19 protein-coding genes are annotated in these 21,687 nt (G+C 35.7%); 10 read left to right on the forward strand and 9 right to left on the reverse strand.

Going from position 1 to position 21,687, the window contains the following annotated elements; translation table 11 throughout:
• The first annotated feature begins 1 nt into the window (after position 1).
• Together ACODST_RS03880 and yiaA are read left to right on the forward strand one after the other, a co-directional pair.
• Complete coding sequence (locus tag ACODST_RS03880) at positions 2-1,087, forward strand: S41 family peptidase (protein WP_488930804.1); 1,086 nt, start codon at positions 2-4, stop codon at positions 1,085-1,087.
• Positions 1,088-1,247: 160 nt separating this feature from the next.
• Positions 1,248-1,646 carry an inner membrane protein YiaA gene (yiaA, locus tag ACODST_RS03885; protein ID WP_488930805.1) on the forward strand — a complete coding sequence of 133 codons (399 nt, stop codon included), beginning with the start codon at positions 1,248-1,250 and terminating at the stop codon, positions 1,644-1,646.
• Between the two features lie 352 nt (positions 1,647-1,998).
• Here the strand turns inward: yiaA and carB are convergent, their stop codons facing one another.
• Positions 1,999-4,854 (reverse strand): carbamoyl-phosphate synthase large subunit, encoded by a 2,856-nt coding sequence (gene carB, locus ACODST_RS03890; protein ID WP_488930806.1) that lies wholly within the window; start codon positions 4,852-4,854, stop codon positions 1,999-2,001.
• A gap of 151 nt (positions 4,855-5,005) precedes the next feature.
• Positions 5,006-5,167 carry a 50S ribosomal protein L34 gene (gene rpmH, locus ACODST_RS03895; protein WP_008464848.1) on the reverse strand — a complete coding sequence of 54 codons (162 nt, stop codon included), beginning with the start codon at positions 5,165-5,167 and terminating at the stop codon, positions 5,006-5,008.
• 168 nt (positions 5,168-5,335) lie between these two features.
• Here rpmH and ACODST_RS03900 point away from each other — a divergent pair, with 168 nt between their 5' ends.
• Positions 5,336-5,851: a DUF2892 domain-containing protein gene (locus ACODST_RS03900; protein WP_488930807.1), complete on the forward strand. Its 516-nt coding sequence runs from the start codon at positions 5,336-5,338 to the stop codon at positions 5,849-5,851.
• A gap of 221 nt (positions 5,852-6,072) precedes the next feature.
• Here the strand turns inward: ACODST_RS03900 and ACODST_RS03905 are convergent, their stop codons facing one another.
• Entirely contained in the window at positions 6,073-6,732 is a 660-nt protein-coding gene (locus tag ACODST_RS03905) for an alpha/beta hydrolase (RefSeq protein WP_488930808.1), read from the reverse strand.
• Positions 6,733-7,009: 277 nt separating this feature from the next.
• Between ACODST_RS03905 and ACODST_RS03910 the strand changes: the two genes are divergently transcribed.
• A complete protein-coding gene (locus ACODST_RS03910) occupies positions 7,010-7,321 on the forward strand; it encodes a GNAT family N-acetyltransferase (RefSeq protein WP_488930809.1) in 312 nt (103 codons plus the stop codon).
• Here ACODST_RS03910 and ACODST_RS03915 read toward each other — a convergent pair.
• From ACODST_RS03915 to ACODST_RS03925, 3 genes are all read right to left on the reverse strand, one after another.
• Positions 7,318-8,748 carry an anion permease gene (locus tag ACODST_RS03915; RefSeq protein WP_488930810.1) on the reverse strand — a complete coding sequence of 477 codons (1,431 nt, stop codon included), beginning with the start codon at positions 8,746-8,748 and terminating at the stop codon, positions 7,318-7,320. The genes ACODST_RS03910 and ACODST_RS03915 overlap by 4 nt on opposite strands.
• 17 nt (positions 8,749-8,765) lie before the next feature.
• Entirely contained in the window at positions 8,766-9,914 is a 1,149-nt protein-coding gene (locus ACODST_RS03920) for a porin (RefSeq protein WP_488930811.1), read from the reverse strand.
• 232 nt (positions 9,915-10,146) lie between these two features.
• A complete protein-coding gene (locus ACODST_RS03925; protein WP_091497340.1) occupies positions 10,147-11,781 on the reverse strand; it encodes an ABC-F family ATP-binding cassette domain-containing protein in 1,635 nt (544 codons plus the stop codon).
• 200 nt (positions 11,782-11,981) lie between these two features.
• On the opposite strand from ACODST_RS03925, the gene ACODST_RS03930 reads away from it, so the two are divergent.
• Complete coding sequence (locus ACODST_RS03930; RefSeq protein WP_488930812.1) at positions 11,982-12,425, forward strand: PepSY-like domain-containing protein; 444 nt, start codon at positions 11,982-11,984, stop codon at positions 12,423-12,425.
• Positions 12,426-12,589: 164 nt separating this feature from the next.
• On the opposite strand, the gene ACODST_RS03935 is transcribed toward ACODST_RS03930, so the two are convergent.
• Positions 12,590-13,765: a GlmU family protein gene (locus ACODST_RS03935; protein ID WP_488930813.1), complete on the reverse strand. Its 1,176-nt coding sequence runs from the start codon at positions 13,763-13,765 to the stop codon at positions 12,590-12,592.
• Between the two features lie 190 nt (positions 13,766-13,955).
• Positions 13,956-14,210, reverse strand: a complete 255-nt coding sequence (locus ACODST_RS03940) for a type B 50S ribosomal protein L31 (protein ID WP_144338833.1) — start codon at positions 14,208-14,210, stop codon at positions 13,956-13,958.
• Between the two features lie 249 nt (positions 14,211-14,459).
• Here ACODST_RS03940 and ACODST_RS03945 point away from each other — a divergent pair, with 249 nt between their 5' ends.
• The 5 genes from ACODST_RS03945 (at position 14,460) to ACODST_RS03965 (ending at position 20,776) form a co-directional block, all read left to right on the forward strand.
• Positions 14,460-14,990: a DUF4199 domain-containing protein gene (locus ACODST_RS03945; protein ID WP_488930814.1), complete on the forward strand. Its 531-nt coding sequence runs from the start codon at positions 14,460-14,462 to the stop codon at positions 14,988-14,990.
• Between the two features lie 8 nt (positions 14,991-14,998).
• Positions 14,999-15,955 carry a glycosyltransferase family 2 protein gene (locus ACODST_RS03950; protein ID WP_488930815.1) on the forward strand — a complete coding sequence of 319 codons (957 nt, stop codon included), beginning with the start codon at positions 14,999-15,001 and terminating at the stop codon, positions 15,953-15,955.
• 125 nt (positions 15,956-16,080) lie between these two features.
• On the forward strand, positions 16,081-17,808 hold the full coding sequence (locus tag ACODST_RS03955; RefSeq protein ID WP_488931083.1) for a phospho-sugar mutase: 1,728 nt from the start codon (positions 16,081-16,083) through the stop codon (positions 17,806-17,808).
• 317 nt (positions 17,809-18,125) lie between these two features.
• Positions 18,126-19,955, forward strand: a complete 1,830-nt coding sequence (locus ACODST_RS03960; protein ID WP_488930816.1) for an ABC transporter ATP-binding protein — start codon at positions 18,126-18,128, stop codon at positions 19,953-19,955.
• Between the two features lie 119 nt (positions 19,956-20,074).
• A complete protein-coding gene (locus ACODST_RS03965; protein WP_488930817.1) occupies positions 20,075-20,776 on the forward strand; it encodes a DUF2971 domain-containing protein in 702 nt (233 codons plus the stop codon).
• 182 nt (positions 20,777-20,958) lie between these two features.
• Here the strand turns inward: ACODST_RS03965 and ACODST_RS03970 are convergent, their stop codons facing one another.
• Positions 20,959-21,678: a hypothetical protein gene (locus tag ACODST_RS03970; RefSeq protein WP_488930818.1), complete on the reverse strand. Its 720-nt coding sequence runs from the start codon at positions 21,676-21,678 to the stop codon at positions 20,959-20,961.
• Between the last annotated feature and the right edge of the window lie 9 nt (positions 21,679-21,687).

The following is a 21,687-nucleotide window of genomic DNA, read 5'->3' on the forward strand; positions in this document are numbered from 1 at the left end:
AATGAAATTAAAACACTTTCTTTTTTATGTTTCAGTTCTCTTTTGTATTTCTCTTCATTCTCAAAACACAAAAAAGCTAAGCCAGCCCGAAAAAGATTTCGAAACATTCTGGACAGCATTCAGGGACAACTATGCTTTTTTTGAACTTAAAAAAGTAAACTGGGACGACACCTATACCCAATTCCGTCCTTTAATAACGAAAAAAACAAAAGAAAAAGAACTTATTGCCGTATTTGAAAAAATGGTAAGTCCCCTAAAAGACGGACATATTACCATTTCAAAAGGCGACGATGTTATTTATAAAGTCAAAAAAGAATCTGCATTTCTAAATGAATTCAAAGGAATCGAAAACAAATTATGGGAAACCAGCTTTATCACTTTAGAAAAAAGCGGCTTTTCTAAAATAAAAGGCAGCGGACCTCTGTTTAAAGACATTCCTTTATACAATTCGGCAAGAAACAATAACATTGGGTATATCCGGATTTCCAGATGTTTTGGAAATGTAGGGAGTCTTTTTGATGACCAAAAAGAAAAAGAAGATATTGAGGTAATGCTGACTCTTTTTGACAGCATTCTGAAATCATTTTCAGATACCAAAGGCATAATCATCGATATGCGGTCAAACGGAGGCGGTCACGGAGGCGATAAACTGGCCGGACGTTTTGCTGCCGAAAAAAGAATTACCCACTACAAATCGATCAGACAGAAAGGGAATTACGAAAATTTCACCACTCCTGAACCTATCTCTATTGTTCCTAATGACGGAATACAATATTTAAAACCCATTGTAATCCTGACGAATGACAGAACAGCAAGTTCTGCAGAGGATTTTACGATCTCGCTTTACCAGCAGTCTAATGTCACCACCATTGGCACCAATACTTCCGGAATGATGTCGGACATGTTTGGAACCGATTTATCAGGAAAAATATCTTTTACACTTTCAAACCAGCGCTATTATTCTACCGACAACAAACTGCTTGAAGACACTGGGGTACCTGTAAAAATTGAAATCAAAAACAGCCGGCAGGATATTGAAAACCAGACAGATCCTGTAATTTTAAAAGCCCTCGAAGTTTTAAAGTAATCCTTATATTTTTCACATATAACAATTACAGGATTATACTTACTAAATTTTAAGTTATTTTTATCATCCAATGAATCAAAAATAATTACATTTACCCCAAGAGATTTTTGCATCGTCAAAAAACTTAAATTTCAAAACCTAACCAAAAACCGTATTATTTATGATACAAAAAACATCAAATGCCTTTATAGCGGCATCATGGGTTGCCCTTGGAGCAGGAACAATTGGATTTATTGTTGGACTTGCCAGAGCTGAAATGCTTCTAAACGAAAAAGGATATTATTTCACCGTTTTAATGTTTGGTCTTTTTGCCGTAGTTTCACTACAGAAGAGCGTAAGAGACCGACTTGAAAATCTTCCGGTAACCGATATTTATTATGGAATCTGCTGGTTCGGAACCTTATTGTCAATTGTCCTGTTAACAGTCGGACTTTGGAACGCCACTATCCTACCTAGTGAAAAAGGTTTCTATGCGTTTGCGTTCTTATTAGCATTGTTTGGTGCTATTTCAGTACAAAAAAATACCAGAGACAATATGAACTTTGGTCAAGGTGAATAAGATTTACAACTGAGTAAAATAAAAGAGAAGGCTGTTTCAGGTTTTGAGACAGCTTTTTTTTGACAATTATTTTGTTTGTTCCGTTAACAAAATCAACTCCCCATTCATATCAAGGTTTCATTCCGCAGGAATGTTTCGTCGATAGAAAAAACGCCTAATAGAATTATACGTTCCGTGGGAACGTTTGATACAACATTATTAAAAATAGCACCTGCACCAAACGTTCCTACGGAACGTAAAACAACGACAACAAATAACATCTCTACCGACAACATGTTCCTACGGAACATCGAAAAACATAAAAGAAAAGCTCCAATTTTCATTGGAGCTTTTTTTTATGATAGATTTGAGATTATTTACTCAAATACATTTTTCTTCTGGAGTACAATTCGTAGAACTGATCGTCTTTTAAGTCGTCAATAAACAAGATACTTTCTCCTGTTGATTTCATTTCTGGCCCTAACGCTTTGTTTACGTTCGGGAATTTGCTGAAAGAGAAAACCGGTTGTTTGATGGCATAACCATTTAATTGCGGGTTGAAATCAAAGTCGGTTACTTTATTGTGGCCTAACATTACTTTCGTAGCATAGTTTACGTAAGGCTCGCCATAAGCTTTTGCAATAAACGGAACCGTTCTTGAAGCTCTTGGGTTTGCCTCGATAATGTAAACTGTATCATCTTTAATCGCAAACTGAATATTGATTAAACCAACCGTTTTTAAAGCTCTTGCAATTTTATGCGTATGATCTTTAATTTGCTGCATTACAAATTCTCCTAAGTTGAAAGGAGGCAATGTTGCGTTACTATCTCCGGAGTGAACACCGCAAGGTTCGATGTGCTCCATAATTCCGATAATGTAAACATTTCCATCAGCATCACAGATCGCATCAGCTTCTGCTTCGATGGCTCCTGCTAAGTAGTGATCTAATAATAATTTGTTTCCTGGAATTGCTTTCAACAAATCGATAACGTGCTCTTCAAGCTCTTTTTTGTTGATTACAATTTTCATTCCCTGACCTCCTAATACATAAGAAGGACGAATTAAAAGCGGGAAATCTAAAGTATCAGCCAATTTAGAAGCTTCATCAGCCGTTTCAGCGATTCCGAATCTTGGGAAAGGAATATTCAATTCAGTCAATAAGTCTGAGAAACGTCCTCTGTCTTCTGCTAAGTCAAGTGCATCAAAACTAGTTCCGATGATTTTTACACCGTATTTAGATAATTTATCTGCTAATTTAAGCGCTGTCTGACCTCCCAACTGAACAATTACACCTTCTGGTTTTTCGTGTTGGATAATGTCATAAATATGCTCCCAGAAAACGGGTTCGAAGTATAATTTATCAGCAGTATCAAAGTCAGTTGAAACCGTTTCAGGATTACAGTTAATCATGATCGTTTCATAACCGCATTCTTTAGCCGCTAAAACTCCGTGTACACAAGAGTAATCAAACTCGATTCCTTGTCCAATTCGGTTTGGTCCCGAACCCAATACGATCACTTTCTTTCTATCTGTTACAATGCTTTCATTATCAACATAACGTTCTCCGTTTGCTCTTTCGATTTCAGCTTCAAATGTTGAGTAGTAATAAGGTGTTTTAGCTTTAAACTCAGCCGCACAAGTATCTACCAATTTGAATACACGGTTGATGTTCATGTTCATACGTAAAGTATGCACTTCACTTTCCAAACAACTCATCATGTGAGCGATTTGTCTGTCTGCAAAACCTTTTTGTTTTGCTTCAAGCAATAATTCTTTAGGAAGATTTGAAACTTTGTAGTTTGAAATTTCTTTTTCTAAAGTATAAAGCTCTTCATATTGTTTCAAGAACCACATATCGATTCTTGTAATTTCGTGAATAGTGCTCAACGGAATTCCCATTGCGATTGCATCGTAAATTACGAATACACGATCCCAGCTTGCATAAGTCAGTTTCTCGATAATTTGTTCGTAATTTTTATATCCTTTACCATCTGCACCTAAACCGTTTCTCTTAATCTCTAAAGATTGAGTGGCTTTATGAAGCGCTTCCTGAAAAGAACGTCCGATTCCCATAACCTCACCTACAGATTTCATCTGAAGACCTAAAGTTCTGTCAGATCCTTCAAATTTATCGAAGTTCCAACGTGGTATTTTTACGATTACATAATCTAAAGTTGGTTCGAAAAGAGCCGAAGTAGATTTTGTAATTTGGTTTTGTAACTCATCTAAGTTGTATCCTAAAGCTAATTTTGAAGCAATTTTAGCAATTGGATATCCAGTTGCTTTTGATGCTAAAGCAGAAGAACGGGATACACGCGGATTAATCTCGATTGCTACGATATCTTCTTTTTCGTCTGGAGAAACTGCAAATTGTACGTTACATCCTCCAGCAAAATTTCCGATACTTCTCATCATCAAAATTGCGTAGTCACGTAATTTTTGGAAAGTGGTATCCGATAATGTCATCGCTGGCGCCACTGTAATCGAATCTCCTGTATGGATTCCCATTGGATCCATGTTTTCGATAGAACAGATAATTACAACGTTGTCATTTTTATCTCTTAAAAGCTCTAACTCGTACTCTTTCCATCCCATTAAAGCTTTATCAATTAAAACTTCGTGAATTGGAGAAGCTTCAAGTCCGCGGGTTAAAAGCTCATCAAAATCTTCTTTTTTGTAAACCACAGCAGCTCCGGTTCCACCAAGTGTAAACGATGGACGAATTACAAGCGGAAAACCAAACTCCTGAGCAATTTCTTTACCTTCTAAATAAGAAGTAGCCGTTTTTGCAGGTGCAGTTGGTACATTAATTCTTTCTAAAAGCTGTTTAAACTGTTCTCTGTCTTCGGTAATATTAATGGCATTAACATCAACACCGATTAATTTTACTCCGAAATCCTGCCAGATTCCTTTTTCCTCAGCTTCCAAACACAAGTTCAAAGCTGTCTGCCCTCCCATTGTTGGTAAAACAGCATCAATTTGCGGATGTTCCTTAAGAATTTCAATAATCGATTTTGTAGTTAAAGGTTTCAGATAAATATGATCGGCCATGGATGGGTCGGTCATAATCGTTGCCGGATTTGAGTTTATCAGAATAACCTCAATTCCTTCTTCACGAATCGAGCGTGCAGACTGAGATCCTGCATAATCGAATTCGCAAGCTTGACCAATAACAATAGGTCCCGAACCTATTATTAAAACGGATTTAATTGATGTGTCTTTAGGCATTTTTTATGTATTGTGTAGTTATTATGTAAGTACTTTAAAAAAAACATTCGTAGTGTACTAAAAACTAGAATGTTGCAGCGTTTTTTACCGACAAGGTATAAAAAAAGGCGATACTAAAAAAGTAATCGCCTTATGTATGTTTATAAAAACATTATTTTTTGTGTCTAGGTTCGCTAGAAACAGTTAATTTATGTCTTCCTTTTGCTCTTCTACGCGCTAGAACTTTTCTTCCATTCGCAGAAGCCATTCTGTCCATAAATCCGTGCTTATTTCTTCTTTTTCTTTTCGATGGTTGAAATGTTCTTTTGCTCATTGCTTTGTATCTTTAAAAATGGTATCTATTAACTTATTTATTTGTTTTTGATATCGTTATTCAAAAACCGAGTGCAAATATACAAAGACTTTTTTTTCTGGCAAGCAGTTTTATAAAAATATTTTTAATTCCTTTTACTATATTTGCAATCACAAATATACATCTATTATGTTTAACAAAATTATCAAACTTATTCTAGCCGGACTCCTAGTAGTTGCGGGCGTTTGGCAGATTGTCGATGACTATGTTGGAAATGGAATCTTCCTTATATTATTATCTGCTATTCCAATTTTTCTTTATTTCAAAAACGAATTTATCTTATTAGCCTTCCTTAAATTAAGAAAACAAGACTTCGACGGTGCTAAAAAATGGCTGGCTTATATCAAAAATCCTGAAACTGCCTTAGTGAGAAAACAACAAGGGTATTTTAACTACCTTCACGGAATTATGCTTTCGCAAACCAATTTAATCCAGGCTGAAAAACATTTCAAAAAAGCAATCGAACTGGGATTGTCTATGGATATGGATTTAGCCGTAGCAAAATTAAACCTTGCCGGAGTAGCCATGTCACGCAGAAGAAAACTGGAAGCTACCAACTTACTGGCAGAAGTTAAAAAACTGGACAAGCAGGGAATGCTGAAAGAACAGATTACCATGATGAAAGAACAAATGAAGAAAATCTAAATTCTGTAAATCCAATATTTAAAATCCCAAATTCCAAAAGGAGTCTGGGATTTTTTATTTTAGATTTACTTTACCTCAAAAGACATTCAATCAATTAGAACTACTTTATCTTCTCAGCAAATCTTTTTAAAAGACTTATTTTTTTTTTACAAAGTACCAAACTCTCCCGACGCTTCGGGATGGAATTTGGATTTTTTACTATTAGATTTTTTATTGCTCTTTTAATCTTCAAGTATAATAGAAGGCAGGTTTTCATTAAGCCATTTGTACTTATTGAGAATCATAATATGCGTACCTCCTTTTACCACGATACAGCTGTTGATATACTTTATAGGAAAAACTTCATCTTTATCGCCATGAATATGAATCACATTCTGATCAACTGTATTTCGTTCCCACAAAATAACCGATTCTACGGCCCATTGTAAATAGTTCAGATCACGAACAGCCAAAAACTTCTCATACAGTTTAATTCGTTTATTAACTTTATCTCCAAAAGAATATTTAGCCAGACTTTCAATATTCAAAATCAGCTTCATCGGAATGAGTTTATACGCTTTGGTTGTTTTTCCGATTTTCATTCTTCTTGGGAACTCAACATTGCTCCTGACACTGGAAATAATAATAACTTTTCGGGTTTTGATATGTTTTGCGATTTCCTGAACCAGAATTCCTCCAAACGAAACACCAACTAAAACAGGATTGTCGTGGGTGATTTTCTTAGAAATGCGAAGAGCATAATCTGATAATGCTTCTTTAGGATGCGGAATTTCCCATTCCAGCAGACAGGTTTCAAAAACAGCTTCGTCCAGTTTGATTCTTTCAAATATAGCCGGACTCGCAGCCAGACCAGGCATAAAATACACAGGAATTCTACTCATTTGTCTGATAATTATGGATTTTTAATTTCAGTTAAATTTACTTTTTTTAGCAATACATCCAGCAAATCCTGCACCATAATTATACAATAAAACGATTTAGGCATTAAAAAATATCAATTTTAAAATCAATAGATATCTTTATAAAATAATTTTATATTGAAAATCAAATGATTAACTTTGCAGTTCCAATCATCCGCAGTTAAATATCTTTTTAAAAGATTTATTTGATTATATTTTATCGTTCTTTTTTCTACTATTTTTTATCCACCCCAAAAACATGACAAATATGGAACCTACCGAAACTATGGAAATCAAAGACAATACTTTTGCAAGACAATTTGAAACCGTAGTCCCAGAAGGGCTTTTAAGTGTTGAGTATTCTTTTCAGGAAAAGAAAATCTTTTTAACCAAAATCAACACACCGGAAAACTTTGAAAACCAGCCTGTAATTGACACTCTGCTCAAAAACATTATGGAATTAAGCACGGAGAAAAAATTCAGGGTTGTGCCGATTCATCCCAAAATCGCCACTTTTTTCAAGAAAAATCCAAAGTACAAAGAATTATTGCCTCCGGGAATCAGGATTTAAAAATCTCCGATCACCCACAGCCATAATCCGCCTATTACCATATAAATAAAAAGCATTACAAGTCCGGTTATTAAACCTTTAACCCACCAGCTTTTTAGATCCACATATCCGCTCCCGAAGAAAACGGGAGCCGGACCATGTCCGTAGTGCGTTAATGTCCCGTACAGCGATCCTATAAATCCGAGCATAAAAGCCAGCAATAATCCCGGAATTCCCAGCGAAACTCCTACTCCCAGCAGCGCTGCGTACATTGCTGCTACATGAGCCGTTGCACTGGCAAAAAGATAATGACTAAAAAAGTATACCAAAATAATGATCGGAAAAGCCATCTGCCAGCTTAACCCGCCTATCTGCGCTTTTACTAAATCACTAAACCATGCAATAAAACCTAATTCGTTAAGCGAACTCGCCATCATCACCAAAACAGAGAACCACACAATAGTATCCCAGGCCCCTTTTTCGGCTTTGACATCATCCCAGGTCAGAACAGAGGTTAAAAGCAGAATCACCAGACCAATAAAAGCTGTCGTAGTCGCATCGATAGAAAACAAATCCCCTGTCATCCAGAGAAACAAAAGGATAAAAAACGTTAAAAGCATCATCCATTCGTTTCTGGTTATGGCCCCCATTTCTTTTAGTTTTTCTCTCGCAATCTGCGGAGCGTCTCCGGTCTTTTTTAATTCTGGCGGATAGATTTTATATAATACAAACGGAATGACAAAAAAAGCACACAATCCCGGCACAATGGCCGCTGCCGCCCACGACATCCAGGTTATTTTAATCCCTAAATTAAGTGCAAACTTCTGACACATTGGATTACTTGCTGTTCCGGTAAGAAACATAGAAGAGGCAATCAGGTTCATATTATAACAATTCAGCGTTAGATAAGATCCTAACTTTCGATGTGTTTCAGGCTGATCAGGAACAGAACCAAAACTCATCGACATAGATTTCATAATGGGATAAATAATCCCTCCTCCCCTTGCCGTATTACTGGGTACCGCCGGCGCCAGAACCAAATCGGCCAAACCCAGACCGTATGCCAGTCCCAGCGAACTTTTACCAAATACCCGAATAAACAAAAAAGCAATCCTGTTTCCCAGTCCTGTTTTTATAAAACCTCTTGCTATAAAAAAAGAAATTCCGATAAGCCAGATTACTTTATCACCAAAACCTTTTAAGGCCAGTGTAATTGATTTTCCGGGATCGCCCGGAGCGAGAACCTGTGTAAATGCGGTCAAAGCAATCGCAATCATACACATAGTACCCATTGGGGCCGCTTTTAGAATAATTCCTAAAATGGCAGCCACAAAAATGGCAAATAAATGCCAGGCTTCAACAACAACACCGTTAGGTGCCGGAATAAGCCAAATAGCAATCCCGACAGCAAGTGTAATCAGGGTTTGGGGAATTTGCACTTCTTTCATAAAAATAAAATTTTAGATTAAAGCCGGAGCTGTAATTGTATCAGGAATAATTCATCATTATACGCAGAACTATCAGGAATACTTTTATCAAAACGGTCAATTTCAAATCCCATCTCAATTCTTCCTGTATAATTTTTTCCAAATTCAAGACTAATCATTGGCGTATAGGTTTGTCTGACATTTGAATCAACTTTATAACTTGGATCAAAAGTTTCGTAGCGGCAGGATAATTCAAGAGAAGTTAATTTTTTATAATTCACCATATACCTCAAATTTGGCAGAAAATAAATACCCCGCATTTGGTAATCGGCTACATTGGGCGTTCTGCTTTCAACCGGAAGCGAATAATACAAATTATGATTGGTTCCCTGCTTGTATTCTATCTGAAGATCAAAAGTAAAACGGTCTGTAAGCTTAAAATCGCTGGTAATATCAGCCCCAACGGCAAAAACTTTTTCCTTCGAAACCCTTCCGTAACCGCCGTTTAAACCCAGATTAATTTTATGCACTTTAGACAATCCCAAAACCACTCTTGAAGAATACTGTTTTCCATTGTCTTTATCTTTTTCCTGATTTTTCCCGTTCCCGTTTAAAACAGAAAAAGCATAGTTTACCGGAATTTTACCCAGATTAAACTCCCCGGTCGCCGATGCTCCGATCTGAAAACTGGTCCAGCCGTTTTTTCCAAATTCATAATACTGATTAGAAAAATCAAAAGATTTAATGATATCGACCGGAACAAGCTCTTCAATACCAAAAGCGGGACGGAACTGCCCTCCGGTCAGGGCGATATATTTATTAAAGGTATATTTTCCGTAAGCATTTTCCAGAACCTTCCCTTTGGTATCTGATTTAAAATCGGCAAGATTTACCAGTATTACTACTTCTGTAGCTTCACTTAACTTGGTATTAAGCCCCACACGCATTCTTTTAATATCAAATGAACTTTGTGTCACATCACCAGTAGAATGGTGAACTCCAAGCACATCGACATTATCGCCAAAACTTTCCAGATACCTGGCCTGCAAAAGTCCTTTTAGCTGGTATTGCGGATATTTTATCTCTTCTTCCTTTTTTTCTCCATCGTTTACATCAACCTGAGCCTGTAAAAAAACCGGAGAAAGGAAAAAGAAAAAAACAATCGGAATTAGTAGAATTTTACTCATAGACTTCAAATAGATAAAATGTTATTTTTATATAATGAATTCAAAATCAGTATTCTGCTTTTTATTCTTAAAAGCTAATTACCTACCGTCAACACAAAATGAGATTACTAAAATAATAAAAAAATGTGTGATCTGTAAAAAAAATTGCACTAAAATTCTGTTATCAAAAAATCTAAACAAAAAAAGGCGCAAGAATTAACTTGCGCCTTTTCAACTATTTAGGCCGAAAAAATTACTTTTCTATCTCTCTCATAGAATCCATTTTCTTATGCGCAAGGAAACCTGCAACATCTTCGAAATGTTCTTTTACCCGTTTGTTTCCGAATTCAAAAACTTTAGTCGCCAGTCCATCAAGGAAATCACGATCGTGAGAAACTAAGATCAAAGTACCATCAAAATCACGTAAAGCATCTTTGATAATATCTTTGGTTTTCATATCCAGGTGGTTCGAAGGCTCATCCAGAATCAATAAATTCACAGGCTCCAGCAATAATTTAATCATGGCCAAACGGGTTTTTTCTCCTCCCGAAAGCACTTTTACTTTTTTGGTAATATCATCTCCCTGAAACATGAAAGCGCCCAGAATATTTTTAATCTGAGTTCGGATATCTCCAACGGCAATACTGTCGATAGTTTCAAAAATAGTAGCATTTTCATCTAACAAAGCCGCCTGGTTTTGGGCAAAATATCCAATTTGTGCATTATGACCAATTTCAACACTTCCGGAATCTACCCCTATTTCTTTCATAATCGCCTTAATCATCGTCGATTTTCCTTCCCCATTTTTTCCAACAAATGCCACTTTTTGTCCGCGTTCGATTACGATATTGGCATCTTTAAAAACCACATGATCACCGTATGATTTAGACATTTCTTTTACAATAACCGGATATTGTCCAGAACGCGCTGCCGGCGGGAATTTTAAACGTAATGCAGAAGTATCTACTTCATCTACCTGAACGATTTCCAGTTTTTCCAACATTTTTACACGAGACTGAACAGCATCTGTTTTTGAGAATGTTCCTTTGAAACGCTCAATAAAAGCACGATTTTCAGCGATCATTTTTTGCTGCTCATCATACGCTTTCTGCTGGTGAATACGACGATCTTTTCTTAACTCTAAATAATGGGTATATTTTGCTTTATAATCGTAGATTCTTCCCATGGTAACCTCAATCGTACGGTTTGTAATATTATCTACAAAGGCTCTGTCGTGAGAAATTACCACAACTGCTTTTGCCTGATTCAATAAGAAATCTTCTAACCATTGAATACTTTCGATATCCATGTGGTTGGTTGGCTCATCCAGCAGAATCAAATCTGGCTTTCTCAATAAAATTTTAGCAAGCTCGATTCGCATTCTCCATCCTCCTGAAAACTCAGAAGTCTGACGTGTAAAATCTTCGCGTTCAAAACCTAAACCAACTAAAATCTTTTCAACCTCAGCTTCATAATTCACTTCTTCAATAGCATAAAACTTCTCGCTTAAGTCCGAAACTCTTTCGATCAGTTTCATGTATTCATCACTTTCATAATCGGTACGAACCGTTAACTGCTCATTGATTTCATCTATTTCAGCTTTCATTTTAAAAATCTCACTAAAAGCTTTTGATGCTTCTTCCATAACCGTTGCACCGTCTTCGGTAAGCAAATGCTGAGGCAGGTATGCCACTACAGCTTCTTTTGGAGCAGAGATACTTCCGGTAGAAGGCTTGTTTACTCCTGCAATTATTTTCAAAAGTGTAGATTTTCCTGCACCATTTTTACCCATAAGGGCAATTTTATCATTTTCATTAATAGCAAAAGAAACATCGCTAAAAAGTGTAGTCCCGCCAAACTGAACCGAAATATCGTTAACTGTAATCATTTGTTTTTGTGAATTTTATTTAATTGGTTAATCGTTTATCCGACTGCCTTTTTTTTCGTGCTGCAAAGATAGATTTAATTAGATAATGTGCCAATTTGATGATTAGATAATTTTGAAAATGTGTCAATTAGACAAGTCCGATTTGATTATATTCTAAATATTAAGCTTATCTTGTGTAAGAATTTATAAATCAGCAAAATATGAAAACGAAATTAAAAATGACTGTTTACGTAATTGCAGGATTACTATTTGGACTTTCTGCAAATGCGCAAAAAACGATAATTAAAAAAGAAGCTTTACCGGCAAACGCACAAGCTTTCTTAAAAACTCATTTTGGCTCAAAAAAACCGAGTTATATTTTAGAAGAAAAAGAAATCTTTTCTACAGAATACAAAGTTCAATATGACAAACAGCTTGAAATTGAATTTGACAAAAAAGGAAACTGGAAAGAAGTGGATGGTAAAAATGATAAAATTCCAAAATCTATTATTCCGAAAAAAATTGCTTCCTACATCAAAACAAATTTTCCAAAAGAAAAAGTAACCAAAATAGAAATTGGAACTTCTGGTTATGAAACAAAACTGAGTAATGGTTTAGAATTGAAATTTAATCTCAAAGAGGATTTTATTAAAATTGACAAATAATTTTAGCCACAGATTAAAGGAATTTCACAGATTATTTTCACAGATTCTTTATCTAAAATCTTTTTAATCCTTTAATCTGTGGCAAAAAAAACAAACCCGACAGGTTTTAAAAACCTGTCGGGTTGCAAATAATTATTTAATTTTCAAATTGCTTAATTATCCAATTAATCTTTCCTCCATTTTTTAGTTTCTTCAAAAATGTGTTCTAAGATTGCAGCTTCTGTTTCGTCGAAATCTATATTTCTTCGGCTCATTACTAATCTTGCCGTTTCAAAAGCTTTTTTGGTTACATATGTTGTAAAGCCTGCGGCACCTCCCCAGGAAAAACTCGGAACAAAATTTCTTGGAAACCCGCTTCCAAAAATATTAGCACTTACCCCAACAACAGTTCCGGTATTAAACATGGTATTAATTCCACATTTACTGTGGTCTCCCATCATTAAACCGCAAAACTGAAGTCCTGTTTTTGCAAAACCTTCTGTTTCGTAACTCCACAGTTTTACCTCTTCATAATTATTTTTCAGGTTCGAATTATTAGAATCTGCTCCAATGTTGCACCATTCCCCCAGAACAGAATCCCCTAAAAACCCTTCATGACCTTTATTCGAATTCGCAAAAAGAACTGAGTTTTTAACCTCGCCCCCAATTCTCGATCCAGGACCAACTGTGGTGGCACCGTACACTTTGGCTGACATTTTTACCATCGCACTTTCACACAAAGCAAAAGGTCCGCGAATTACCGTCCCTTCCATAATTTCGGCATTTTTACCTATATATATTGGTCCGGTTGAAGCATTTAAAGTCGCAAACTCTAATTTTGCCCCTTCTTCAATAAAGATGTTTTCAGGCGCAATAACATTCACACTTTTAGGAATTGGCTGTGATTTTCTGTCCTCAGTTAAAAAAGCAAAGTCGGCACGAATGGCAGCGTCATTTTTTGAAAAAATATCCCAGGTATGCTCTATAGTCAGACAGTCGCCGGTATATTGAATAATTTCATAAGAATCAAAATCTACTTCTTCCTGATTTTCTGTTGTAAAAAAAGCTATTACATCATCTCCATTAAAAACAGCCTGATTCTCTTTCAGGTCTGAAATCAGATCCACAAGCGCATCATTTGGCAGATACGCTGCGTTTATCATTACATTTTCTTCCATTTCTACCATTGGGAATTTAGCAGAAAGATAGTCTTCAGTAATAGTAGTTATAGTAGAACCTAAGCGGGCTTCCCACTTTTGACGAATAGTCATAATTCCGACTAAAATATCAGCAACAGGTCTTGTAAAAGTAAAAGGTAGTAAAGCATTCCGGACGGGACCGTCGAAAAGAATGTAGTTCATAAGATTAATTTAATGTGTTAAAATTTGTTTGGTTACCGGAACCAAAGTTACAAATATTTATGCTTTTCATTAAAAATATGTTTTTAACCAACAGTCGTTCCCGGCAGGTAATTGGGAACATCTGGTAAAAATGAGGCCATAAAAAAAGCCTTCCGGATGCGGAAGGCTTTTATATGAATGTACAACGTTATTATTTTTTAACGTGTTTTGCATATTTAGTTTTGAATTTATCAATACGTCCTGCAGTATCAATAAGTTTAGATTTACCAGTATAAAAAGGGTGAGATGTTCTGGAAATCTCCATTTTTACAACTGGATACTCAACTCCGTCAACTTCAATTGTTTCTTTTGTATCTGCTGTAGATTTAGTGATAAAAACGTCGTCATTTGACATGTCTTTAAATGCAACTAATCTGTAATTTTCTGGGTGAATTCCTTTTTTCATCTTTATCTTTATTTATTGTTTGGAGCATTTTTATTTTGAAGCTTCTTCAGAATTGAAAAAGGTGTAAATGAAACCTGCTCTTTTTTGTTTAAAATTTTAATTAATTTTGAGTGTGCAAATTTACAATTCTTTTTTAATAAACAAATAGTTAGCCTACTTTTTTTTAGATAAATTCAAAAAGCTTTTTTTCTCCTCGATTATAGTCGGAATTGCTATATTTGTGGATTAATTTTAAAACATATAGAAAATATGATTAATGAAGTTATAAAAAAGAATGGGGTTACGTATGGTGTAATGATTGGAATTGCATCAGCACTGGTTACTGCAACAATATATGCCGTTGATTTAAACTTGTTTACTGCCTGGTGGATGGGTCTGATAGGTATAGCGATCAGTATTACGATCAGTATTATTTTACTTTCTAAAACGAAGAAAGAGTTAAATGGCGTTTTTCCTTTCAAAGAGGCATTTACCACTTATTTTATAGCTGCTGTTATCGGAATCCTAATTTCTACTTCTTTTAATATTTTATTATTTAATGTTATCGACCCGGCTGCAAAAGATACTTTGAGTGAAATAATGATCAAATATACGGTGGGTATGATGCAGAAATTTGGAGCGCCTGCTTCGTCCATTAATGAAGCTATTGCCAAAATGAAAGAAAGCAATCCTTACTCTACAATTGAATTATTAAAAGGATCTGCCTTTGCCATTGTAATAAGCTCCATTTTCGGATTAATTTTCGCTGCATTTTTCAAAAGCAAAACCATACAAGAATAAATTTATAAATGAATCTGTCTATACTTATACCACTCCTGAATGAGGAGGAATCACTTCAGGAGCTCTATACCTGGATTATTAAAGTGATGCAGTCCAACAATTACTCTTATGAAATCATTTTTGTGGATGATGGAAGTACAGATGATTCCTGGAACATTATAGAACGTTTTTCTAACGAAAACCCAAATGTAAAAGGGATACGTTTTATGAAAAATTTTGGCAAGTCGCAGGCTTTACATGCCGGTTTTGCCAAAGCAGAAGGTGACGTTATCATTACCATGGATGCCGATCTTCAGGACAGTCCTGATGAGATTCCGGAATTGTATGACATGATCACCAGACAGCATTTTGATTTAGTTTCGGGCTGGAAGAAAAAGCGTTACGATTCTGTCGTAGCTAAAAACCTTCCTTCAAAACTATTCAACTGGGCTGCCAGAAAAACTTCCGGCGTTCAGTTAAACGATTTCAACTGCGGCTTAAAAGCCTATAAAAACGTTGTCGTTAAAAACGTTGAAGTTTCGGGCGAAATGCACCGTTATATTCCGGTTTTGGCTAAAAATGCCGGTTTTGGTAAAATTGGTGAAAAAGTGGTCATTCATCAGGCCCGTAAATATGGTGAAACCAAATTTGGAATGGAACGTTTTATAAACGGATTCCTGGATTTAATTACCATTTGGTTTTTATCAAGATTTGGAAAGAGACCAATGCACTTATTTGGTGCCATGGGTTCTTTAATGTTTATAATAGGATTTCTGGCTGCGGGATATATTGGCATTTCTAAATTATACCATATGTATACCGGAATGAAGTACAATCTGGTAACTAATAACCCTTGGTTTTATATTGCCTTGACTACTATGATTTTGGGAACTCAGTTGTTTCTGGCAGGATTTCTGGGCGAAATTATCCTGAGAACCAAAAGCAACGAAGCCAGGTATAAAGTAGCCCGGGAAGTTAATTTTTAACATAAGCCTCAGCCCTGATGGGAGCGGCATCCTTTTTCCTGCTTCTTTAGCAGGGAAAAGATAAAGTGGACAGCAGGAATAAGCTCCTGAAAAAAGTATTATCACAAATAAAAAACATACGAATGATGAATATAGCACCTACTATTTTAAATGCTGTAAACGAATGGTTAACACCAACATTTGATAAAGAAACACAAGAAGCCGTTAAAGACTTAATGACCACTTCGCCAAAAGAACTGGAAGAGAGTTTTTACAAAAACCTTGAATTTGGAACAGGCGGAATGCGCGGTGTAATGGGCGTTGGAAACAACCGAATCAATAAATACACACTTGGAAAAAACACCCAGGGACTATCTGATTACCTGCACAAAGTTTTTCCTAATCAGCCTTTAAAAGTGGTTATCGCTTATGACTGTCGTCATAACAGCAATACACTGGCAAAAGTGGTAGCCGATGTTTTCTCGGCAAACGGGATCCAGGTATATTTGTTCTCGGATTTAAGACCAACTCCGGAACTTTCTTTTGCGCTTAAATATTTAGGATGTCAGTGCGGAATCGTACTTACTGCTTCCCACAACCCGCCGGAATACAACGGCTACAAAGTATACTGGCAGGACGGAGGTCAGATTGTACCTCCTCAGGATGGCGAAATTATCGAAGTTATCGAGAGTTTGGACTACGATAAAATTAAATTTAATGCTAACGAAAACCTGATTCAGTATATTGATACTGAGATTGACAAAGAATTTGTAAAATCGTCTATTGAAAACGCCAGCTTTAACACTCCGGCTGAAGCCAAAGACAACCTGCATATTGTCTTCACGTCACTGCACGGAACTTCTATAAAATCAATTCCTGACGTATTATCGCAGGCAGGTTATAAAAATGTACACATTGTTCCGGAACAGGCTGTTCCGGACGGAAACTTCCCTACCGTTAAATCTCCAAATCCTGAAGAGCCGGAAGCTTTAACAATGGCACTTGCCCTGGCAGACAAAACCAATTCAGACATTGTAGTAGGTACAGACCCTGATTGTGACCGTTTAGGAGTTGCTGTTAGAAACAACGAAGGTAAAATGATTTTGCTTAACGGAAACCAAACCATGGTTTTAATGACTTCTTTCCTTTTAAAACAGTGGAAAAAAGCAGGCAAAATTAACGGTAAACAGTTTGTGGGTTCTACTATTGTTTCAACTCCAATGATGATGGAACTGGCAACAAGTTATGGTGTAGAATGCAAAGTAGGTTTGACCGGGTTTAAATGGATCGCTAAAATGATCAAAGACTTCCCGGAACTTCAGTTTATTGGCGGCGGTGAGGAAAGTTTTGGTTTCATGGTTGGCGATGCCGTTAGAGATAAAGATGCCGTTGCGGCTACTTTATTAATCTGTGAAGTTGCGGCTCAGGCAAAAGCCGCCAGAAGCTCTGTCTATAAAGAACTTTTACAGCTTTATGTTGAAAATGGTTTCTACAAAGAATATCTGGTTTCTTTAACTAAAAAAGGAATGGAAGGTTTAGAAGAAATTAATCAGATGATGATTAATTTACGTCAGAATCCATTAAAAGAAATCAACGGTCAGCGTGTGATTATGGTTGAAGATTACCAATCATCGACTGCATTGAATTTATTGACCAATGAAGAATCTTCGATGGATATTCCTAAATCAAACGTATTGATTTATTACACAGAAGACGGCTCTAAAATTTGTGCAAGACCAAGTGGAACAGAACCAAAAATCAAATTCTACATCAGCGTAAATGCCGAATTAGAATCTGTTCAGGATTTTGATGCCGCAGAAAGATTCCTGGACGAAAAAATACAAAATATCATTGCAGATATGCAGCTGAAATAGCAAAAAATGGGTAATCAACGCTTTACATGCTTCTTTTAACTGCATGAACAGTTGATCAAACTCAAACTTTAAGACTCTGATTTACATTCAATATCATGTAAATTGGAGTTTTTTTTATAAAAAAAACCAAAAAGAAATTGAAAACAAACCAATTGGATTAATTTTGTGCAGTAAAAAATCACCAGAATAGTTTTATTACTGACTACAGGATAATAATAAATCAAACATTCCCGGAGTATATTTAACCATTAACCAAAAACAGGAAGGTCCTAAAAACGCTTTCCGCCACCAAAGCAAAAAAAACAATATCTTTAAAAATGAGTAATTTTAAAAAAATAGTTCCTTTTATATACCCATATAAAAAATACGCATTCTTAAATATCTTCTTTAATATTTTGTATGCTCTTTTCAGCACTCTTTCTTTCATGGCGTTAATCCCTATGATTCAGGTTTTATTTGATAAAACCAAGAAAAATACCGTAGCACCGGTCTATGAAGGCATTACTCACATAAAACAATATGCCGAAGATTATTTAAGTTATTATATTACCACTAATACAGACGCACATAGTCCCGGTTATGTACTTTCTGTAATGGTTGCCATAATCATCTCAATCTTTTTATTAAAAAACCTTGTCGATTATCTTGCCATGTTTTTTATTACCTTTTTGCGAAATGGTGTCTTAAGGGATATGAGAAATGCGATGTACAAAAAGACTCTGGAACTGCCTTTGGCTTTTTATTCTGAAAAAAGAAAAGGAGATGTGATTTCCAGAATTTCTGCTGACGTAAATGAGGTTCAGACTTCATTTCTGGCTATTTTAGAACTTATCGTAAAAGAGCCTCTAACCATTGTTTTTACCATTATTGCCATGCTGGTTATCAGCGCAAAACTAACGTTGTTTGTATTTATCTTCATTCCGGTTTCAGGCTACATTATTTCTTTAATTGGGAAACAGCTGAAAAAACAATCCAGCAAAGCACAGGAAGAGCAGGGAACTTTTTTATCTACTATTGAAGAAACCATTGGCGGATTGAAAGTCGTAAAAGGTTATAATGCTGAAAACTACTTTAACGGTGTTTTTAAAAATTCAACCGAACGATTTTTTAACTTGTCAAATACAATTGGTAACCGACAGAATTTAGCTTCCCCGGCCAGTGAATTTATGGGAATTACTGTAATTGCTGTATTACTTTGGTACGGAGGACAAATGGTTTTAATTGATAAAACTTTAGATGGTGCTGCCTTTATAGCCTATATGGGACTAGCGTATAATATTCTGACTCCTGCAAAAGCCATTTCCAAAGCTTCTTACGGTGTAAAAAGAGGAAACGCGGCAGCAGAACGTGTTTTAGAAGTATTAGACCAGGAAAACACTATAACTTCCAAACCCAACGCAATTGAAAAATCAACTTTTGATAACAATATAAGCGTTCAGCATATCAACTTTAAATATGAAGAGGAAAATGTATTAAAAGATTTCTCTCTGAATATTAAAAAAGGACAAACCGTAGCTCTTGTAGGACAGTCCGGAAGTGGAAAAAGTACCATTGCCAATTTACTTACCCGTTTTTATGATGTAAACGAGGGATCTATTTTAATAGACGGAATCGATATAAAAGATATGAACCTGCATTCACTTCGCGGTTTAATGGGACTGGTAACGCAAGACAGTATTTTGTTTAATGATACGATTAAAGCCAATATTGCTTTAGGAAAACTGGACGCCACTGACGACGAGATTATTGAAGCGTTAAAAATAGCCAATGCCTATGAGTTTGTAAAAGATCTTCCTTTAGGAATTTACACCAACATTGGTGACAGCGGAAATAAATTATCAGGCGGACAGAAACAACGTTTATCAATTGCCAGAGCTGTACTGAAAAACCCTCCAATTATGATTCTGGACGAAGCCACATCGGCACTGGATACCGAAAGCGAAAAATTTGTTCAGGTAGCGCTTGAAAACATGATGCAGAACAGGACTTCAATTGTAATTGCCCACCGTCTTTCTACTATCCAAAAAGCAGATGTGATTGTGGTGATGCAGAAAGGAAAAATCGTAGAACAGGGTACTCACGACGAATTAATTGCCCATAACGGTACTTACAACAGACTAGTTACCATGCAGTCTTTTGAATCGTAAAGAGACTTCTTCATAATCAAATAAAAGCACAGATTAAGGAAATATTAAAACTCAGTTTAATTTCTTTAATCTGTGTTTATTTTTATAACTTTAGGTTAGTTAATTAATTATTCCTCAGAATGTATCTTAACAATCCTAACATTAAACTGCCGGACAATCCTGATACCGTAGTCTGGAAATACCTTGACTTATCTAAATTTCTGGATTTACTGCTTTCAAAAAAATTATTCATGTCCAGGTCTGACAAGTTTGAAGACCAGTATGAAGGCACCTTCAGTGAACCTACTTATGAGGAAATTAAAAAACTCGCAGAAGGCAATCCTGAATTTTTAAATTACTATAAAATACAGCGTGAAAAAGTAGCGATCAGCAGCTGGCATATTAATGAATATGAATCTTTTGCCATGTGGCAGATTTTTACCAAAAACCACGAAGGATTAGCCATTCAGTCTACTATTGGCAGACTGCAGAAAGCCGTAAAACCCGAAAATAATTTTGACCAGTATATAGGTGAAGTCAACTATATCGATTATAAAAAAGAATACATTCCGTTCGACGATTTGTTCTTTCCCTTTTTATTTAAAAGAAAAAGCTTTCAGTACGAACGTGAAGTCCGCATTCTGACTGACACTTCTAAAAGTGACATCAAGTTAAATGACGGTATAAAAATCAATGTGGATATTAATCAGCTGATTGAAAAAATATACATTCACCCCAAATCGGAAAACTGGTACAAAAAACTGGTGATTGAACTGGTCGAACGTCTTGATTTTGGTTTCGAGATCGAAAAATCAGATTTAGAAAGTGATATATTAATATAAAGGTCCTGAGGTTCTGAGAAGCTAAGGTTCTAAGTTTTTTTTGCCACAGATTACAAAGATTAAAAGTTTTTTTTTAATTCGAGAATAGAAAAAAGCCTGTTGAAAAATTATATTTTCAACAGGCTTTTTTATGCCAAAGATTGGAAAACCTTAGAACCTTAGCTTCTCAGCACCTTAGTACCTTAGATCGGCTTATAGCTTTTCACTTCCCACTTTTTCGAAGCTAAATCTATATAGTTATAATGCAGGACATCGTTTTTATCAAACTGTCCGTTTTGGTTGGTATCTTCAATTGTTCTGAAATACAAACGATTTTTAGATTCAATTAAATTCCAGTCAACCAACTCTTCCAGATCAGCCGAAACTTTTGTGAAATTTTCTCCGCTGATATCACTTAAGTACAATGTTTTAATATCGCTGGTATCAATTTTCCCGTCTTTATTTGTATCGGAATCGGTCAGGGTATACACCATAACATTATTATGGGTTTTATCAGCCACGGTCTTTAAATACGTAGCTGTTAAAATTAAAATAGGTTTATCAGACAAAGGACGAATAGAATCAGAATCGGTTTTTTGAAATTTCAAATTCTGCAGATAACCTGTGATTTCATACTCTCCTAAATTAGAAATCGTAAAACTAACATCGTTTACACTTGAAGATCCGTAACGTGCTTTTGAACCTCTCTCAAAAACCCTTAAATCTCCTACGGGATGAATCAGATAATCGGTTCCTTCCATCTGAATTGGCAGATCGGCGATTTCAATTTGAGTAGTATCCGTTTTCGCGATGCTTACTTTATTTGAAACATCGTAGCTTACTTTTGGTTTCTGAACTTCCTCTCGGCAGCTTATTAAGGTTCCGATAACGGTTAAGGCTATATAGACAGTGTACTTTTTCATCGACAAATT

The sequence above is a fragment of the Flavobacterium sp. FG19 genome (genome assembly GCF_057809475.1).

What these genes read in the sequence shown, in the direction of transcription:
- ACODST_RS03880 (WP_488930804.1), top strand. Translation starts at nt 2, where the DNA reads ATGAAATTAAAACACTTTCTTTTTTATGTTTCAGTTCTCTTTTGTATT.
- yiaA (WP_488930805.1), top strand. Translation starts at nt 1,248, where the DNA reads ATGATACAAAAAACATCAAATGCCTTTATAGCGGCATCATGGGTTGCC.
- carB (WP_488930806.1), bottom strand. Translation starts at nt 4,854, where the DNA reads ATGCCTAAAGACACATCAATTAAATCCGTTTTAATAATAGGTTCGGGA.
- rpmH (WP_008464848.1), bottom strand. Translation starts at nt 5,167, where the DNA reads ATGAGCAAAAGAACATTTCAACCATCGAAAAGAAAAAGAAGAAATAAG.
- ACODST_RS03900 (WP_488930807.1), top strand. Translation starts at nt 5,336, where the DNA reads ATGTTTAACAAAATTATCAAACTTATTCTAGCCGGACTCCTAGTAGTT.
- ACODST_RS03905 (WP_488930808.1), bottom strand. Translation starts at nt 6,732, where the DNA reads ATGAGTAGAATTCCTGTGTATTTTATGCCTGGTCTGGCTGCGAGTCCG.
- ACODST_RS03910 (WP_488930809.1), top strand. Translation starts at nt 7,010, where the DNA reads ATGACAAATATGGAACCTACCGAAACTATGGAAATCAAAGACAATACT.
- ACODST_RS03915 (WP_488930810.1), bottom strand. Translation starts at nt 8,748, where the DNA reads ATGAAAGAAGTGCAAATTCCCCAAACCCTGATTACACTTGCTGTCGGG.
- ACODST_RS03920 (WP_488930811.1), bottom strand. Translation starts at nt 9,914, where the DNA reads ATGAGTAAAATTCTACTAATTCCGATTGTTTTTTTCTTTTTCCTTTCT.
- ACODST_RS03925 (WP_091497340.1), bottom strand. Translation starts at nt 11,781, where the DNA reads ATGATTACAGTTAACGATATTTCGGTTCAGTTTGGCGGGACTACACTT.
- ACODST_RS03930 (WP_488930812.1), top strand. Translation starts at nt 11,982, where the DNA reads ATGAAAACGAAATTAAAAATGACTGTTTACGTAATTGCAGGATTACTA.
- ACODST_RS03935 (WP_488930813.1), bottom strand. Translation starts at nt 13,765, where the DNA reads ATGAACTACATTCTTTTCGACGGTCCCGTCCGGAATGCTTTACTACCT.
- ACODST_RS03940 (WP_144338833.1), bottom strand. Translation starts at nt 14,210, where the DNA reads ATGAAAAAAGGAATTCACCCAGAAAATTACAGATTAGTTGCATTTAAA.
- ACODST_RS03945 (WP_488930814.1), top strand. Translation starts at nt 14,460, where the DNA reads ATGATTAATGAAGTTATAAAAAAGAATGGGGTTACGTATGGTGTAATG.
- ACODST_RS03950 (WP_488930815.1), top strand. Translation starts at nt 14,999, where the DNA reads ATGAATCTGTCTATACTTATACCACTCCTGAATGAGGAGGAATCACTT.
- ACODST_RS03955 (WP_488931083.1), top strand. Translation starts at nt 16,081, where the DNA reads ATGAATATAGCACCTACTATTTTAAATGCTGTAAACGAATGGTTAACA.
- ACODST_RS03960 (WP_488930816.1), top strand. Translation starts at nt 18,126, where the DNA reads ATGAGTAATTTTAAAAAAATAGTTCCTTTTATATACCCATATAAAAAA.
- ACODST_RS03965 (WP_488930817.1), top strand. Translation starts at nt 20,075, where the DNA reads ATGTATCTTAACAATCCTAACATTAAACTGCCGGACAATCCTGATACC.
- ACODST_RS03970 (WP_488930818.1), bottom strand. Translation starts at nt 21,678, where the DNA reads ATGAAAAAGTACACTGTCTATATAGCCTTAACCGTTATCGGAACCTTA.